Genomic DNA, 16,038 nt, shown 5'->3' on the forward strand with positions numbered 1-16,038 from the left:
AACAACAGACACACCCGGCACCACCCAAACCCTCGTTCAGGATCGCTCCGGAGCAACTTTTCAAACTTACCCGATCCCGCCCGGCTTTGCAAACCACGTTTCCGCGATCAAAAACCTCCAGGATCAGCCCCCACCCACCAACAGCACGCATAAAAGCGAACCATTTTCCAGGCCGTTCAAAAAGGGGGGGGGTTGGCCGCTATTTTTCCGCTTCAGCGGCGGCGACTCAGAAAACAATACCCGCACACAACCCCCACCGCAAATCGGGCGGAAGGAGGTGGAGAATCCTCGGAATTCCGCGGCAGGAGCGGCCTTCGGGGCACCCAAGCCGGCTTCCGGCGTCGCAATTCCGTCATGTGTGCTCCCGCACACCTCCCCACCCCGCCATGACCGTCGCTGTGCCGCCGGTACCCCACCAACGGAACGAGCCGTGGGCGCCTCCTGAGAATGGAGGCACCCACGGCTCGGACTGGTGACTACGGGCTACTTGGCAATACCGCCGTGTTTGCTGCAGGCGCCCTGCCTCGTCGTGGACGGCCACACGTAGCCGTCACTGCAGATGATCGCACCCCCGACATTGGGCACAGTGACGGCTGGAGCCTTTGCCGCTTGCTGCGCTGCCTTGGCGGCTGCGTCCCGGGCCGCCTGATCGGCTGCAGCTTCTGCAGCAGCAGCCTGGTCTGCAGCGGCCTTGTCAGCCGCGGCCTTTTCAGCAGCAGCCTTAGCGGCAGCAGCCTGTTCGGCTGCCACCTTCGCAGCCGCTGCCTTATCAGCAGCAGCCTTCTCCGCTGCCACATCGTCAAGGTTCTTGACGCCGAGGTGCACCGTGGAGCCCTTTGCTGCCTGTGCCCCGTTGGCAGGATCCTGGGAGATCACCTGCCAGTTGCTCTTGACGATGATCGACTTGCCCTTGGCACTATCCACTGCCTCAACCGTGAAGCCGAGCTTTTCCAACTGGTCTTTGGCCTTGTCCAAAGTCAGATTCACCACGGCCGGCACTACGACGGTCTCGGTTGTCTGCGAGACAGCCGTAGCGGTGGCTGTCCCGGTCGGCTGCGTCGCTGCCTGCTTGCCGCCGCACCCTGTCAGCATGAGGCCGGTCAGTAGAACCAAAGCAAGTGACGCCTTCATCCTGCCCATCGCTGGAACGGTTTTTTCTTTCATGCTTCCCCCTGGGAGTTCTTGTGATGGTGGTAGAAATCAGGGCCCGGAATGACCGGACGTGAACGTGCCTACTCGCAGGCGACACCGTCGGAGTCGCGGTCCAGCGCGGGACGATAGCCGGCCTGCCCCGCGTAAAGCGGCGCGGCGCCTGCAGCCCTCGCCGCCGCGCAGTTGGCGTAGTAGGCAGCAGCAGGTGCCGGCGCCGCAGGAGCCGGGGCCACCGGCGCTGGTGCAACAGGCGCAGGCGCCACGGCAGCAGGTGCGGGTGCCGGCGCGGGTGCTGCTGGAGCCGGCGCAGGCGCAACCGCAGCAGGTGCCGGGGCGGCCGCAACAGGAGCCGGAGCCTGCTGGTTTGTCGGCGCCAACTGCCCGGCGCAGTCGCCAAGGATCCGGGCAATCGCGTCGTGCTCCGCCTGGGTGACCCACAGCCCGTACGTCGCCTTCACCGAAACCTGCCGGGCAACGTACTCGCAGCGGAAGCCCTTGTTGGGCGGCAACCAGGTGGCCGCATCGCCGTCGCCCTTTTGCTGGTTCGTGGGCCCGTCCGTGGCCTGCAGGTTCAACGGATCGTTGGCAAATGCCGTCCGCTGCTCCGCGGTCAGCTGCTGCGCGCCCTTCTGCCAGGCGTCGCTCAAGGCCACCACGTGGTCGATCTGGACGGCACTGCTGGTGGCGGAACCCCGCACAAAGCTGATGGTCTTGCCCGTGTAAGGATCGGCCAGGGTTCCCGACTGCACCTTGCACGGCACACTGTTCGTGTACGAAATGCCGGTGAGGTCGCGTTTGAGGATGTCATTGCGGGTATCGCAGCCATTCCGGTCCACGTCCGCCCACGCCTGACCGAACTGCGCCCGGTCGTAGCCGGTCTTCGGCGCGCGGCCCTTGATGGGGAGGGTGGCCAGCAGGTCCAGGGCCTTCGTGGCGTAGGCAGGCTGCGCGTTGGGCGCGGTCGCGGTGACGCCGGCGGCAAGAACGTTTGGGTTCTCCGGATCCAGCGGTTCGCCCGTGGCGTCGGCAGTGGGACTTGGCGTGGACGACGGCGACGCCTTGGCTGTCGCCGTCGGGCTCGCCGTCGCTGGCGTCGCCTTGGCGGTGCGCTCCGAGGAGGCGGCCTGCAGGTCCGCGCTTGCAACGCGCGGCAGCGCGACAGCGCCACCGATGAACAGCGCCAAAGCCGCCGCGATCGCGACGGCGCCGGCCTTGCGTTTCGCGGGCAGCCACGCCCAGGAGCGCCGTCCAGTGAGCAGCACGTAGAGACCGGTAAGGGCTGTTGAGATGCCCAGGACAATCAGGGCTCCACCAATGCCGCCGCTCAGCGCTCCGAAAAGCATGAAGAGCCCGGTAATACCGGCAACAATGAAAGTGGAATAGCGCGGTTTCCGGGGCGGCCTCGGTGCCGGCGCGGAAGGAACAAACCCCAAAAGGGTGTCATAGTCGGACATTCATTTCCCCATTTACAGGGGGCCAGAGAATGATGCCCCCGCAATCCCAGGCCTGCTGCATAGCCCGAATAAACTCGTCACCGCCGAGCTTATGCACCCTACGGACCCGTCGGTGCAACCTTTAGTGATCCTCAGCCAACATTCGGGCACTCTTGAGGAAACCTTGAGGAAGAACAGTCGCAATTCGGCGCCTCTGCTTAACAATTTGCGGGTGGACAAATCCGTCCGCGGGATTTTCAACCGGCATTCCCTTGGGACAAGGCCAAAGATAGAGTGGCCTCCATGCAAATGCGCCTTGAGGTTGTGCAGGTCCCAGTTTCCGACGTCGACAGATCAAAAGCGTTTTACACCGACAAGCTGGGCTTCGTCCTGGACCACGATGTGGAACATATCCCGGGCATGCGGGTGGTGCAGCTGACTCCCCCGGGTTCTGGCACATCCGTGGTGATCGGCACCGGCATGACCACCATGGCGCCGGGCAGCCTGGAGGGCCTGCAGCTGGTTGTTCCCGACATCGCCGAAGTCCGCAGCGAGCTAGTCGGGCGGGGCGCGGACATCAGTGAGATTCAGGACCTAGGCGGCGTCCTGTTCGCCTACTTCAGCGATCCTGACGGCAACCGCTGGGTCATGCAGGGCCAAACCTCGCAGGATCTCCGGGACGAACACAGACCGTAGGAAGATCGGGCCGGACGTGAGCGGGCGTCCGCCCCAGAACCGAGAGACGTGAGCGGGCGTCCGGAGCGGCAGGACGTTACGACGACGGCGGCGCTGCCCCGCCGGGCTGGGGTTCCAGCACGTCCTGGACCACCTCGTTGTGGCGCAGGAACCAGGGTTTGAACGGCGGGTCGAAGCGGGCGAACCTTGTCGCGCTTACCGGAGTCAGGCCAGCCAGGGTGAGCGCCGACTGCAATCCGTTGTTGCGCCGCTCAAAAGCAGACGCCGAACCGCTCCCCGAAAAGCCCAGCACCGCGGCCAGAGAGCCGCGCACCGCCCGCACGCTGACCTTGGGGTCGTCGGGCACCGGAGCAGTCTCAGCAGTCACTCCGGCGGGCAGGACAAAGGCGACCGAGAATTCGGCTGGCTGTCCCGTCCCGGGCAGCGGGCCGCTTTGGAGCACCGGTGCAGTCATGGCGAGCTTTTGCGGTCCCGCCTCCTGGATCACCGGCGCGGTCATCGCCAGTTTCTGCCGGGCAGTGTTGCTGCCGCTGATGTAGTTGAAGAGGTACCGGAAGGCGGCGTTGCCCGCACGGTCAAAAGTCGCGTTCACGGTTACCTCGGCCACCACGTAATCCGGATACCGGCGCAGCTCGAAGTGCGGATAGCGCCGGACCAACTCATAGGGCTGCTGTTCAGTCATGGTGCGCACAGCCTACGCCCGTCAGGCTAGAGCGAACAGGCCAGGGACAGCCACGGACAGCCACAAGCCTGTTGCTACACCACCTGCTGCGTGCGGCGCCGCCGCAGCTTGGCCCGCAAAACAGCGCTGCCGATCAGGGCAAGCAACAGGAGACCCAGAATACCGAAAATGACCGTCAGCACCACGCCCACGCCACGGACCCATACGCCCTCGCTCTCATAGCCGGGCACAATGGCCCGCCCGGGATCATTTTCGGCATAGATGACGGTAACGCTGCTGCCCACCACGGGATGCTGGTCGTGGTCCACGGCGGCGAAGGTCCGGTGGACCACCCTGTCCGCGGCAGGGAATTCAACCTGCATCCTGCGCTCGGACGCCTTGGTGACATCGTTGAAGTGGACAATCGTTCCGGTCGCCTGGACACCCGAACGTGCAAGCTCCTCATCGGCATTGATCATGAAGCTGCCCACGCCGATCATGATGGGGCCCAGGCAGAGGACCAGGACAGTCACCGCCAGGTTCAGTTTCTTCTTCCACGACAGCCAGGGTTTACGGTTTCCGTCAATTCTGCGCCCAGTCACGGCCCCATTCTGCCGGACCTGTCACCAAAACCACATCCGCATCCATTGCCTCCGGCAACCAGCCGGAGCATAATAGTTAGCAGAACTAATTAGCATTGCTAATAAATGCCCGCAGGAGGCGCATCCATCTACATGTCCCCTACCCAAACAACGAACCAGGCAACCGCAGACCCCACCGCCCCGGACACGCTGGCCATCGACCTCCGCACCGCCGTGATGCGCACCTCGCGCCGGCTCCGCGTCGAGGCCACCGGCGAGATCATTACCCCCGGCCAGTACACCGTACTGGCCCTGCTTAGCGGCAGCGGCCCCAGCACCCTTCGGGCACTGGCCGAAAGTGAACACGTCCAGGCACCGTCCATGACCAGGATCGTCAACGCCCTCGCCGACCAGGGCTTCGTCACCCGGTCCGCCAATCCCGACGACGGCCGCCAGGTCCGCGTGGCCATCACCGAGGCCGGCAGGACAGTCTTGGCAGAGGCCCGGAGCCAGCGCACCGCCTGGCTGGCCCAGCGCGTTGCCGGGCTCAGCGAGGATGACCGGCTCACCCTCAGCCGCGCGGCCCGCATCATGCAGGAAATGAGCGGCAAATGAGCGCAATGTTCCGGGCCCTCGAAAACCCCAACTACCGCATCTGGGCCAGCGGCGCGATCGTCTCCAACATCGGCACCTGGATGCAGCGCGTGGCCCAGGACTGGCTGGTCCTGACCGTCCTCACCGACCACTCAGGTGCCGCCGTCGGCCTCACCACCGGCCTGCAGTTCCTGCCCATGCTGCTGTTCGGCCCCTACGGCGGGGTATTGGCCGACCGGTACCGCAAGCGCATCATCCTCATGTGGACCCAGCTGGCCATGGGTTTCACGGCCCTCGCCCTCGGCCTCCTGGTGGTCACCGGCACCGCCCAGTTGTGGCATGCCTACGTCGCCGCCTTTTGCCTGGGCGTGGCCAGCGCGGGGGATGCGCCGGCGCGGCAGGCCTTTGTTTCCGAGCTGGTGGGCCAGGACAACATCTCGAATGCGGTAGCGCTGAACTCCGCGTCCTTCAATACCGCCCGGCTCACCGGTCCTGCGATCGCCGGCGTACTCATCGCCTGGGTGGGGACCGGCCCGGTATTCCTCCTCAACGCCGCGAGCTTCATTGCCGTCCTGGTCTCGCTGTTCCGGATCCGCACCACGCAGCCTGCCCCCGTTACAAAGGGAGAGCGGAACAAGCACCAAGTGGCCGAGGGCATCCGTTATGTGCGGCGCCGGCCGGACCTGATGCTGATCATGGTCCTGGTAGGCATCCTGGGCGCGTTCGGCATGAACTTCCCGGTGATCAACTCGCTCATGGCCACCACCGAATTCAGCATGGGACCCAGCGAGTTCGGGCTCCTCGGCTCCATCATGGCGGTGGGCACGCTGGCCGGTGCCCTCCTGGCGGCGCGCCGCTCCGGCCCCCGGCTGCGGTTCCTGCTGGGCGGTGCTCTGGGGCTGGGGATCTCCACCATCCTGGGCAGCATCGCGCCGACATTCTGGGTGTACGCGGTCATCCTGATTCCTGTGGGCCTGGCGTCCATCACCTTCCTGAACAGCTGCAACACCAGCATCCAGCTCTCGGTGGAACCGCAGTTCCGGGGCCGCGTACTGGCCCTCTACCTGGCCATCCTCCAGGGCGGCACAGCCATAGGTTCCCCTCTGGTGGGGTGGATCGGAAGCGAGTTCGGCGCCCGCTGGTCCGTCGCGGCAGGTGGTATCGTGGTGCTGCTCGCAGGTATCGCCGCCGTTGTCGCGGTTACCAGGCGCAACCGGCTCACCCTGCGCGGCGTACTCAGGACGGTTCTCGGCCGGCGCGAGCCAGCTGTCTGAGTCGCTGGACAACAGGGGCGGCACGCCGCGCATTTATGGGGCTGGGTTGCTGACGATGTCCACCGAGATTTCGACAACCGGCACCGTTCCCTTGTTCTCAAGCCAGTGGGTGGTGTGGCGGTCCTCCTGCCAGCCCACCCCCGGCCCGTATTCGGTGACCAGGCCGTCCCGGTGCTCCGTGATGGTCCCCTGCAGGACGTAAACCGTCCCGGGCCGGCCCACGTGGTCATGGAGGGGCCCGAAAACTCCGCCAGGTTCGATGGTCACCATCCGCATGCGGAGTTGGCGCCCTTCCATGCCCTCAATCTCCCCGGCAAGATCCACCGTTGCCAGAAGCTCCATGGAGACGCCCTTCGTCTCCGGCACCGCATCTTCCGCACCCATTGCCATCCCTTCCTTCCGTACCGCTGACGACGGCGGCGCCGGCCTGCCGCTGCCACGCACCCGGGTGCGGGTGCTTTAGGCGGCAAGTGCCGGCGTCGTACTGTGAATGATGCTCCTTGAAGGTGCGGAGCGTGGCTGTCAGGCGGGCATTGAGGAGATATTGAGGATGTTGCCCTCGCTGTCGAGGAACCAGGCGCCCTGGCCCACGCCTTCCATCGTCGCGATGCCGTTCTCGGTCTTCAGGCCCGGCATGTCGTACTCTTCGAAAACGACGCCGCGGGCGCGGAGTTCGTCCACATCGCGCTGCACGTCATCGCTACCCCACCCTATCTGCGTGTTTTTGGCCGAACCCGCATTGTCCGTCTGGTAGATCATGAACGAGGTTCCCTTTCCGCAGCGGTAGACGACGCCGCCGTCGCCCATTGTTCGCTCCGGCTCCAGTCCCAGCTTGTCCCGATAAAACTCCTTGGCCCTGTCTATGTCCTTTGCCGGCAAAACAGCCATGACTTCCATATCTTTGAGCATGACGAATCTCCTTGTGTTTTGATGGCGATGCTCTCCCCCTGAAATGGTCCGGCCGTCCCCCGCCGGGCGTCGTGGCCGTCCTTCCCGCCGATTGCCGGGGCGGCCGCCTGGAACCCCTGGGTCCGCCGTGGCACCGAACAGCGGCGGGAGGTTCCCGAAGTCTACGAGGCCATTATGGGACCGAAAATCCCACTACGGAATAGGGGATTTAAACGCCCCTGAAGCGGCTTCTCCCTACTACTTGCGTGCCACCCAGATTGCTTTACGCAGGGCAGCGCCCGCTACGGATACGAGGGGAACAAGGCATACCAGCACGACGATGGTGTTGGGGCGGAAGGCCGGGCGGCCATTGACCGTCCGGTAGATGCCCAGTGGCACAACGAACCCGCCGCCGCCACCGCCGGAGGCCCCTTCCTCCGATTCGCTGCCGCCGCCGAAGCCGAAGGACACCAGCGCCACGGGCACGATCTCCTCCCCGCCCAGGTTCACGGGGGTGCCGTAGGCGCGGGTGACGCCCATGTTCTTAAAGGAGTCTGCAAGGGATTCAAGAGTGTCAGCCATGGCCTCACGTTAGGTGGCCAGGCGTGGCTGCAGGAAGGACCATAAGTCCTGAGGAGGGTCCCGGTCCGCCGGCAGGCGCCTGCCCTCCTGCTGTGGTGGCCGGCGTCGTCTGCTTCTTACTTCCGGATCTCCGCCATCCGCAGCCGCACAATGTCTTCCACCACGTCGTCGGGCACGGGGTGGTCCGCGGTGAAGCGGATGGTCCCCTTGGACAGCGAGTACCCTTCCAGCTGCCCGGCCACGGCTTCCACCACCGCGCTGGAAAAGGGAAAGATGGAAAGGTGCCTGGCTGCCGCGACGGCCGCCAACAGCGGTTTGCCCTCGAGTTTCAGGGCCGGCATGCCGTAGCTCATTCCCTCCGTGGCACCGGAAGCCAGAGAGCGTGCAATCTGCACCACATGCTGCAGGCAGCTTCGGTCCGGTTCATCCAGCGCGGCCAGCGCGTCCTCCACGGTGCCCAACGGGAACCTCAGCTCTTCCTGGCCGCAACGGTGGATGCGAGCGCCGCGAGCCCGCGCTTGTAGTCGGCGCCCACCATCTTGTCCATGTCCATGAACAGCGCGAACACCTTGCCCAGGCCCTTGTTCTCCCCGGTCATGGACCAGGTCACCTCGGTGCCGCCCGGCGCCGGGGTGAACGTGAATGACGTGGGGTTCAGGGCTTTGAAGGGCTTGGTGAACTGGAGCCGGATCCGGATGAGGCGTGACGGTACGGACTCCATGATTTCCATGCTGCCGCTGCCGGCCTTGCGGTTGCCGCTCCATTCGTATCCGGCACCGGCGCCGGATCCGCTGCCGAAGTAGCGGCGGCTCATGCCCGGGTCGATCGTCTCCCAGGGGGACCACCGGGTCCACTCATGGAAGTTGTTGACCAGCGGGAAGATCTCCTCTGCGGGAGCGGGAATGACGGCGCTGCGGCGGACTTCAAAAGTGGACATTGCCCCAGCATAGGGGCGGGGGCCGACGCGGTTAAGGGTTGAGGCTACGGGAGGACCACGTTCACCGGGTCCTTGCCCTCCAGCAGCAGCCCGATCTGCTTCCTGAGCAGCCGGACCATCCGGGGGAACATGGCCGAGCTGGCGCCGCCGACGTGCGGGGTGATGAGCACGCCCGGAGTGGTCCACAGCGGGTGGTCCGCCGGCAACGGTTCCGGGTCCGTCACGTCCAGGGCGGCACGGAGCCGGCCGCTTGAGGTTTCGGCGAGCAGGGCGTCAGTGTCCGCTACCGGCCCGCGTGCCACGTTGACCAGGAGGGCGCCGTCCGGCATGGCCGCGAGGAACTTGGCGTCCACCAGCTGCTGGGTCTGCTCACCCAGCGGAACACTGACCACTACGATCTCGTGCAGCGGCAGCTGCTCGTAGAGCGAGTCGATTCCGTAAACGGTTCCGTTTGCGTCCTCCCGCGCGCGGCTGGCCATCCGGGTGACCTCGGTTTCGAACGGCAGGAGCCGGGCCTCGATGGCCTTGCCCACTCCCCCGTAGCCCACCAGCAGCACCCGCCGGTCGGCCAGGCTGGGCCGCTGGCTGTTGTCCCACGTTCCGGTTTCCTGGTTCCGCACGAAATCCGGGATGCCGCGCTGGGAGGCCACCATCATGCCCACGGCGAGCTCCGCCGTCGACGTCTCATGGACTCCGGCCGCGTTCGCGAAGGTGACGCCCTCGGGCAGGACTGCGGCGACGCCGTCGTACCCGATGGACTGGCTCTGCACCAGGCCCACGTCAACGCCTTCCAATGCGGCGAGCGCTGACGGTTTGCCCATGTAGCCAGGCACCAGCAGGTCCAGCCGGCCCTCCGGCGCTGGTCCGGTCAGGTCCCACAGGACAAACTCGACGCCGTCAATGGGCGTGAGTGCGTCCAGCAGGTTGTGGGCGGGCAGGCAGACGCGGAGCGGGGCCGTCACGCGGCGACCATCAGCTTCACGTTGGCGGCGCTCAGGGCATGCTCGATTTCCCGAGGTGGCGGGACGTCCGTCACCAGCATGTCCACCGCATCCAAGGCCGCGAGCCGCGCCAGCGCGTACCGCAGCATCTTTTGGTGGGTTGCCACCACCACCACCTGTTCCGCTGAATTCATAAGGGCGATTTTAGTGGCGCGTTCCACATCGCGCTCAATATAGAAGGCCTCGTCGTGGATCCCGCTTACCCCGATGAAGGCTGTCTTGGCGCGCAGGCCTGCCGCCGCGCCGACCGTCATGGGGCCGTTGAAGGCCTGGCTGTCCAGCAGCAGCTCCCCGCCCAGGCAAATGGTCCGTGCCGCTGTCAGCTGGAGGCAGCGCTGAAGGGCGGGCACGGAGTGCGTGATGATGGTGCCGGTAAAGGACGTGGGAAGTTCCTGCGCGATCTGGTACGTGGTGGTGCCGGCGTCCAGGATGATGGCATCCCGCTCGCCGATCAGCGATACGCAGGCACGGGCCACCCGCAGCTTGGCATCCGCATCCTCCCGTACCCGTGCGGCGAAGTCTGCGTTCTGGCCATGCCCGTCCACTGCACTCACCCCGCCGTGCACCACCCGGGCCAGTCCACGCTTGGACAGGACCCGGGTGTCACGCCGCACGGTCATGTCAGAGACCGCGAACGTCTCCGCGAGGTCGTTCGTGGAAATGAAGCCCCTCCGGCCCAGCTCGTCCAGGATGGTGCGCTGGCGGGGCGTCAGCGGCGCCTCGTCACGTGCGGTGCTCATAGCTGCTCTTCCCTCCCCAATGTGCCGGCCAGGAGCCTGGCGGGATGTTGGACTTCCAACAAAAGTTCTTCTATGAACGTACCCCGGAAACGGCATTTGCAAGCTCCACGGGGCGTCCTTCCGTAATAGAACGTTCCGCTGCGAGGCCCATCCTGACCGACTGCAGGCCGTCGGCCACAGTCACTTCGACAGGGCCTTCGCCCAGGATGGCCTTCCGGTAGCCCAGGTGCTCGTAGTACGTGGAGCCGTGATGGGCACCGGCGGCCAGGACGGCCTCATCCACCGGGACCTCGTGCTTTTCCGGGCCCAGCGGGGAGCGCGGACTGAACTCCACGGTTGCTTCGGCTTCATCCCCGGGGATCCAGTGGTTGGCGGCCACCGGGATGAGGGTTTCAATCTTTGCGGCATCACCCACGATGGAGATTCGTTCCTGGAACTTGGATCCCTCGGCGAACATGGACAGTTCCAGCATGGCGCGGCGGCCGCCCTTGAAGTCGACAATCACGTAGGCGTTGTCCACCATGTCGGACACCCGGCCGTCATACACCTCGTCCATGTGGTTGACGTCGTGCCCGCCGCTGGCGTAGACGCGGACGGGCTCGTCCTGCAGGATCAGCCGCATCAGGTCAAAGAAGTGGCAGCACTTTTCCACCAGCGTGCCGCCGGTGCGCTTGGCGAAGCGGTTCCACGCGTCCACTTTGTGCAGGAACGGGAAGCGGTGCTCCACGATGGAGAGCATGTGGATGTTGCCCAGTTTGCCGCTGTGGGCCGCCTGGATGATTTCCTGCACGGGCGGCATGTAGCGGTATTCCATGGCCACCCACACCGGCGCGGGGTAGCTGGCGGCCAGGACTTCCAGTTCGTCCGCCTGCTCGGCGCTGGTGCAGACCGGCTTTTCCACGAGCACGGGAAGGCCGGTGCCGCTGGCGAAGATGTCCTTCAGGATGCCCAGGTGCGTGTCGTTGGGGCTGGCGATAACCAGCGCGTCCACCAGGCCCGCAGCCAGGAGCTCCTGGTGCGTGGCGAAGGTCTGCACCTCATGGCCGATTTCCGCGACCGTCTCTTGCAGGGACGAGGGAGTGGGGTCAGAGACTGCGGTGATGAGGCTGCCTGGAATCAGTGCAAGGTTCCGGACGTGTTCGCGGGCCATGTGGCCTGCTCCGATAAGGCCATACCTGATGGTCCGGGGTGATTCCGCAGAAGGCAATGACATGAGCTGCTCCGTTTCTCTACGTTGAGGGGGCCGGGACGGGGCGTTGCATCCCAAACACAACTATACAGAAAGTGTTGTTTTTCCAACATAGCGTGTGTATATTTCTTCAATACCAGCCGGAACTACAACGAGGTGGAACGTGCCCCAACCGTCAACTGGAACCCTGCTCTTCGTAGGCTGCGCCACCCTGGACTCCATCGCCCTGGTGCAGGATTACCCGGCAGCGGACAGCCGCACCGTGGCCACGGATTTTGCGACGGCGGGCGGCGGCCCCGCAGCCACAGCGGCTGTCGCAGCAGCCCGGGCAGGCGCAAACACTGCCTTTGCCGGGGTCCTGGGAACCGACGAAGAGGGAGACCGCATCATCAGCGGCCTCCAGGCGGAAGGCGTGGACACCTCCGCCGTCATCCGCGATCCGGGCGTCAAAACCGGCGCCAGTGTGATCGTGGTGAGCAAAGCCACCGAAAGCCGGGCCATCGTCACCCGCCCGGTCCCGCCCGTCAGCTTTCCCGCCGGCAGCCGCTTTGCCGGGCTTCTGCAGTCGGCGGCCTGGGTCCATGTGGACCACCTGGGCTGGAACGCCGTCGCCTCGGTGCCCGGCTTCAACCCCGGGAACCTGAACCTCAGCGTCGACGCCGGGAATCCCATCCCTGCCTTCAGCCCCCGCGGCGTCGCACTCTACGTGCCCACCATCGAAAGGCTCCAGGCGGAATACGGCGCCGGGCTCTCCCCCGAGGCCCTCCTGGGCAAGGCGCTCGACGACGGCGCCACCGCCGTCGTCGCCACCGCCGGCTCCCAAGGTGCCTGGGTTGTGGAACGCGGCGGCGAACCGGTCCACGTCCCGGCCACCCCCGCCACGATTGTCTCCACCCTCGGCGCCGGCGACGTGTACCACGGTGCCCTGCTCGCTGCCGTCGCCGCCGGCCTCCCGCTGGTGGATGCGGCGGTGTTCGCCGGCCGCACCGCCTCCGCCTCGTGCGGCGGACTGGACGGCCGCTCGGCCATTCCGCACCAGTCCATCACCCCTGTCCCCGTCTCCAACCTGACCAGCTGAAAGAAGCAGCCCATGAGCCACACCGACCTTTCCCCCCTGCAGCGCCCGTCCGGCGCCTTCGCGATGCTTGCCGTTGACCAGCGCGAAGCCATGCGCAACATGTTCGCCGAACACACCGACAAGCCCGTCACAGACGATGACCTCCGCGACTTCAAGCTCGAGGCTGCCCGCATCCTCACCCCCTACGCCTCCGGAATCCTCATCGACCGCCAGTTCGCGCTGGACCAGGCCATCGAAGCCGGTGTGGTGGACCCGGGTTGCGGGCTCATCGCCTCCGCGGACCACTTCGAATCCGCACACGGCGAACTGGTGGGCGAGGTGACCATCGACCGTCTGGTGGACCCGCACAAATACAAGGCCCTGGGTGTCAAGGCCCTCAAGCTGCTGGTGCTCTACCGCCCGGACGAGCCCGCAGAGGGCCGCGTGGCAATGGTCCGCGAATTCGTGGACAGCTGCAGGTCCGCCGGGTTGATCAGCATCATCGAACCCGTCTCCCGCAAACCCCTCGCCGGTGGTGACTTTGACTGGAACGCCGGCATCCTGGCCGCAGCCAAGGAACTGGGCAGCCTGGGCGCCGACCTTTACAAGGCCGAGGTCCCCTTCAAGGGCCAGGCATCCGAGGAAGAGGTCCGCGCCGCTTGCGCAGAGCTGACCAAAGCCATCGACGGCCCCTGGGTTGTCCTGTCCAGCGGCGTTCCCGAGGATGTCTTCCCCGACGCCGTCCGGTGGGCCTGCCTGGAAGGCGCCAGCGGCTTCCTCTCCGGACGCGCCGTCTGGGCCTCCTGCATCGGGGCCCCCGACGTCGTCGAATCCCTGTCCACCGACGCCGTCCGCCGGCTGCAGCGCCTCTGCGCAGTAGTTGACGACGTCGTCTCAACCCAAAGGGCCCACGCATAGGCGCAGATCGACCGCCGCAGCGTCCTCCCCGGGGCAACCCGTTTCCGCAGTAAGCAGCAAACAAGGCACAGCAACACTCAACGAGGAGATTATTGTGAGTCAGATTTCACGCAGGCAAGCTATGGCCATTCTCGGAGCCCTGGGCTTCGGCGCCACGGCGGCGGCGTGCGCAGGGCCCGGCGGCTCCACCTCGCCGGCCGGCGCCTCCGGACCGGCCGCACCGTCCACCGGCGCAGTGACCGGCAAGGTGTCGTTCGCCCACTGGCGCGGCGAGGACAAGGCGGTGTTCGACGAACTCATCAAGCGCTTCGCTGCAAAGCACGACGGCGTGGAGGTGGCCCAGGACATCTCCACCTCCAACGACTACAACGCCCAGGCCCTGCAGAAACTGCGCGGCGGCTCCATCGGGGACGCGTTTGCCACCTTCCGCGGCGCGCAGTTCAAGAACTTCACGGAAGCCGGGATCTACACCGAGCTCAAGGACAGCCAGGCGGTGAAGAACTACCAGAAGGGATTGCTGTCCGCCGGCCAGAACGGCGACAGCCAGCTGGGCCTTCCTTACCAGGTGGTGTTCCCCATGCCCATGGCCAACGTGGACCTCTTCGACAAGGCCGGCGCCGAGATCGCGCCCAAGAACTGGGATGCGTTCCTGGCCATGTGTGAAAAGCTCGCTTCCGCCGGGGTCATCCCCATCTCCTGGCCGGGCGGCGATGTGGGAAACGGCGGCCAGCTGTTCAACTGCATGATCGCCAACAACGCCCCGGTGGAGGACATGTGCGCCCAGATCGAACAGGGCAAGCTCAAGTGCACCGACGACTGGTTCATCAAGATGCTCAACCAGTACAAGGACCTGAAGCCCTTCGTGCAGCCGAACGCCACGGGCACCGCCGTGGAGCCGGCCCAGAACCTGTTCTCACAGGGCAAGGCCGCCATGCTGGCCACCGGTTCGTACCACATCGCCGCGGTCCGGGGCCTGGGCGCCAAGTTCCCCATCGACCTGGTGTTCCCCAACACCACCTCCGACGGCAAGGGCAAATATGAGGGTGCCTACAACGCCACCTTCATCCTGGGCGTCAACTCCGCCAGCAAGAACCAGGCCGCCGCGGCAGCCTGGATCGATTTCCTCTCCGAACCCGAGAACGCAGGCTACTACGCCAACCAGACGGCCCAGCATGTTTCCGTGGACAAGGTGGAATACACCAACCCGGACCTGAAGCGGCTGAGCCCCTGGCTGCAGAAGAAGACCGCGCTGGCCGCCCGCTTCCAGTTCAACAACCTTGACGTCCGCAACGCGGTGGAGGCCAGCGCCACGGCCGTCATCTCCGGCACCAGCCCGGAGCAGGCAGCCGCTGCCGCCCAGAAGATTGTTGACGAACGGCTATGAGCATCCATCCCGGAACCGCTGCCAAGCGCAAGGCGCCGGAGAACCAGGCCGCCAGCGCCGCCAAGGTGCGCCGCCGCTCCCCCACCCGGGTGAATCCGGCACTGTACCTCTTCCCGCTGCCCGCAGTCGCCGTCGTCGCCTTCTTCCTGGTGATGCCCACGCTGCAGGCGTTCCAGTACGCCATCACGGACTGGAACGGCTTCTCGGCGGCGTTCAACTACGTGGGCCTGGACAACTTCATCCGCGCGTTCACCAAGGACTCGCTGTTCACCAACGCGCTGACCAACAACCTGAAGTTCGTGCTGCTGGTGGTGATCGCGCAGACGATCTTCTCACTGGTACTGGCGCTGCTCCTCACCAAGAACTCCCGGGGAAGCATCCTGCTCCGTGCGCTGTTCTTCTTCCCCACCATCCTGTCCTCGGTGTCAGTGGCCTTCATCTGGAAGTTCATCTACGACCCCAACTTCGGCCTTGCCAACTCGGTCCTTCGAACTGTGGGGGTGGACGGCGGCGCCTACCTCGGTAACGACGCCCAGGCCCTGTACTGGGTGGCCGTCACCCAGGTGTGGTTCCACTCAGGCCAGATGATGGTGGTCTACATTGCCGGGCTGCAGGCCATCCCCCGGGAGCTCTACGAAGCGGCGGAGATGGACGGCGCCAACAAATGGCAGCAGTTCAAATCCATCACCTGGCCGTTCGTGGCCCCTGCCACGTCCATCGTGGTGGCCTACACCACCGTGCAGTCCTTCAAGGCCTTCGACCTGATCCTGGGCATCGCCGGGAACCCGCCCAAGAGCTCCCTGGACATCCTGTCCACCCGCATTTACAGCACCTTTGCCAACTCGGAGTTCGGCTACGCCGCCGCCCAGTCGATCATCTTCATGGCGATGATCGCCCTGGTCACCTGGCTGCAACGTCGCCTGCTCCGGCTGACCCCGAAGGGGGACTAGC

20 protein-coding genes are annotated in these 16,038 nt (G+C 65.6%); 8 read left to right on the top strand and 12 right to left on the bottom strand.

The window, feature by feature from the left end; genetic code table 11:
• Window positions 1–483: 483 nt before the first annotated feature.
• Window positions 484–1,164, bottom strand: a complete 681-nt coding sequence (locus ACTHQS_RS19895; protein ID WP_440172324.1) for a PASTA domain-containing protein — start codon at window positions 1,162–1,164, stop codon at window positions 484–486.
• Between the two features lie 68 nt (window positions 1,165–1,232).
• The gene (locus ACTHQS_RS19900) at window positions 1,233–2,495 is read right to left on the bottom strand and encodes a GmrSD restriction endonuclease domain-containing protein (RefSeq protein ID WP_440172327.1); all 1,263 of its coding nucleotides are present in this window, start codon (window positions 2,493–2,495) and stop codon (window positions 1,233–1,235) included.
• Window positions 2,496–2,888: 393 nt separating this feature from the next.
• On the opposite strand from ACTHQS_RS19900, the gene ACTHQS_RS19905 reads away from it, so the two are divergent.
• Complete coding sequence (locus ACTHQS_RS19905) at window positions 2,889–3,281, top strand: VOC family protein (RefSeq protein ID WP_440172329.1); 393 nt, start codon at window positions 2,889–2,891, stop codon at window positions 3,279–3,281.
• Window positions 3,282–3,357: 76 nt separating this feature from the next.
• On the opposite strand, the gene ACTHQS_RS19910 is transcribed toward ACTHQS_RS19905, so the two are convergent.
• The gene (locus ACTHQS_RS19910; protein ID WP_440172332.1) at window positions 3,358–3,963 is read right to left on the bottom strand and encodes an SOUL family heme-binding protein; all 606 of its coding nucleotides are present in this window, start codon (window positions 3,961–3,963) and stop codon (window positions 3,358–3,360) included.
• A 74-nt stretch (window positions 3,964–4,037) separates the two neighbouring features.
• Window positions 4,038–4,544, bottom strand: a complete 507-nt coding sequence (locus ACTHQS_RS19915) for a DUF3592 domain-containing protein (protein WP_440172334.1) — start codon at window positions 4,542–4,544, stop codon at window positions 4,038–4,040.
• Window positions 4,545–4,676: 132 nt separating this feature from the next.
• Between ACTHQS_RS19915 and ACTHQS_RS19920 the strand changes: the two genes are divergently transcribed.
• Both ACTHQS_RS19920 and ACTHQS_RS19925 read left to right on the top strand, forming a co-directional pair.
• Window positions 4,677–5,138: a MarR family winged helix-turn-helix transcriptional regulator gene (locus ACTHQS_RS19920; protein WP_440172444.1), complete on the top strand. Its 462-nt coding sequence runs from the start codon at window positions 4,677–4,679 to the stop codon at window positions 5,136–5,138.
• Window positions 5,135–6,391 (top strand): MFS transporter, encoded by a 1,257-nt coding sequence (locus ACTHQS_RS19925; RefSeq protein ID WP_440172336.1) that lies wholly within the window; start codon window positions 5,135–5,137, stop codon window positions 6,389–6,391. The genes ACTHQS_RS19920 and ACTHQS_RS19925 overlap by 4 nt, the downstream gene beginning before the upstream one ends.
• Window positions 6,392–6,424: 33 nt before the next feature.
• On the opposite strand, the gene ACTHQS_RS19930 is transcribed toward ACTHQS_RS19925, so the two are convergent.
• Window positions 6,425–6,733: a cupin domain-containing protein gene (locus ACTHQS_RS19930; RefSeq protein WP_440172338.1), complete on the bottom strand. Its 309-nt coding sequence runs from the start codon at window positions 6,731–6,733 to the stop codon at window positions 6,425–6,427.
• Between ACTHQS_RS19930 and ACTHQS_RS19935 the strand changes: the two genes are divergently transcribed.
• Complete coding sequence (locus ACTHQS_RS19935) at window positions 6,732–6,854, top strand: hypothetical protein (protein ID WP_440172340.1); 123 nt, start codon at window positions 6,732–6,734, stop codon at window positions 6,852–6,854. The genes ACTHQS_RS19930 and ACTHQS_RS19935 overlap by 2 nt on opposite strands.
• A 59-nt stretch (window positions 6,855–6,913) precedes the next feature.
• On the opposite strand, the gene ACTHQS_RS19940 is transcribed toward ACTHQS_RS19935, so the two are convergent.
• The 7 genes from ACTHQS_RS19940 to ACTHQS_RS19970 all read right to left on the bottom strand — a co-directional run bounded on the left by ACTHQS_RS19940 (window position 6,914) and on the right by ACTHQS_RS19970 (window position 11,752).
• Window positions 6,914–7,300 (bottom strand): VOC family protein, encoded by a 387-nt coding sequence (locus ACTHQS_RS19940; protein ID WP_440172342.1) that lies wholly within the window; start codon window positions 7,298–7,300, stop codon window positions 6,914–6,916.
• Between the two features lie 237 nt (window positions 7,301–7,537).
• Window positions 7,538–7,861 (bottom strand): hypothetical protein, encoded by a 324-nt coding sequence (locus tag ACTHQS_RS19945; protein WP_440172344.1) that lies wholly within the window; start codon window positions 7,859–7,861, stop codon window positions 7,538–7,540.
• A 116-nt stretch (window positions 7,862–7,977) separates the two neighbouring features.
• The gene (locus ACTHQS_RS19950) at window positions 7,978–8,322 is read right to left on the bottom strand and encodes an iron chaperone (protein ID WP_440172346.1); all 345 of its coding nucleotides are present in this window, start codon (window positions 8,320–8,322) and stop codon (window positions 7,978–7,980) included.
• Between the two features lie 8 nt (window positions 8,323–8,330).
• Entirely contained in the window at window positions 8,331–8,798 is a 468-nt protein-coding gene (locus tag ACTHQS_RS19955) for an SRPBCC family protein (protein ID WP_440172348.1), read from the bottom strand.
• 44 nt (window positions 8,799–8,842) lie between these two features.
• Window positions 8,843–9,760 carry a 2-hydroxyacid dehydrogenase gene (locus ACTHQS_RS19960; protein ID WP_440172350.1) on the bottom strand — a complete coding sequence of 306 codons (918 nt, stop codon included), beginning with the start codon at window positions 9,758–9,760 and terminating at the stop codon, window positions 8,843–8,845.
• Window positions 9,757–10,539: a DeoR/GlpR family DNA-binding transcription regulator gene (locus ACTHQS_RS19965; protein WP_440172352.1), complete on the bottom strand. Its 783-nt coding sequence runs from the start codon at window positions 10,537–10,539 to the stop codon at window positions 9,757–9,759. Before ACTHQS_RS19965 ends, ACTHQS_RS19960 begins: the two co-directional genes overlap by 4 nt.
• A 70-nt stretch (window positions 10,540–10,609) precedes the next feature.
• On the bottom strand, window positions 10,610–11,752 hold the full coding sequence (locus ACTHQS_RS19970; protein ID WP_440172354.1) for a Gfo/Idh/MocA family protein: 1,143 nt from the start codon (window positions 11,750–11,752) through the stop codon (window positions 10,610–10,612).
• Between the two features lie 139 nt (window positions 11,753–11,891).
• Between ACTHQS_RS19970 and ACTHQS_RS19975 the strand changes: the two genes are divergently transcribed.
• From ACTHQS_RS19975 to ACTHQS_RS19990, 4 genes are all read left to right on the top strand, one after another.
• On the top strand, window positions 11,892–12,806 hold the full coding sequence (locus tag ACTHQS_RS19975) for a PfkB family carbohydrate kinase (protein ID WP_440172356.1): 915 nt from the start codon (window positions 11,892–11,894) through the stop codon (window positions 12,804–12,806).
• 12 nt (window positions 12,807–12,818) lie between these two features.
• Window positions 12,819–13,703 carry an aldolase gene (locus ACTHQS_RS19980; protein ID WP_440172359.1) on the top strand — a complete coding sequence of 295 codons (885 nt, stop codon included), beginning with the start codon at window positions 12,819–12,821 and terminating at the stop codon, window positions 13,701–13,703.
• 121 nt (window positions 13,704–13,824) lie between these two features.
• Window positions 13,825–15,087 carry an ABC transporter substrate-binding protein gene (locus ACTHQS_RS19985; RefSeq protein WP_440172362.1) on the top strand — a complete coding sequence of 421 codons (1,263 nt, stop codon included), beginning with the start codon at window positions 13,825–13,827 and terminating at the stop codon, window positions 15,085–15,087.
• Window positions 15,084–16,037 (top strand): carbohydrate ABC transporter permease, encoded by a 954-nt coding sequence (locus tag ACTHQS_RS19990; RefSeq protein ID WP_440172364.1) that lies wholly within the window; start codon window positions 15,084–15,086, stop codon window positions 16,035–16,037. The genes ACTHQS_RS19985 and ACTHQS_RS19990 overlap by 4 nt, the downstream gene beginning before the upstream one ends.
• Window position 16,038: the final 1 nt, after the last annotated feature.

The organism is Arthrobacter sp. SAFR-044, assembly GCF_051965175.1.
Classification (GTDB): domain Bacteria; phylum Actinomycetota; class Actinomycetes; order Actinomycetales; family Micrococcaceae; genus Arthrobacter.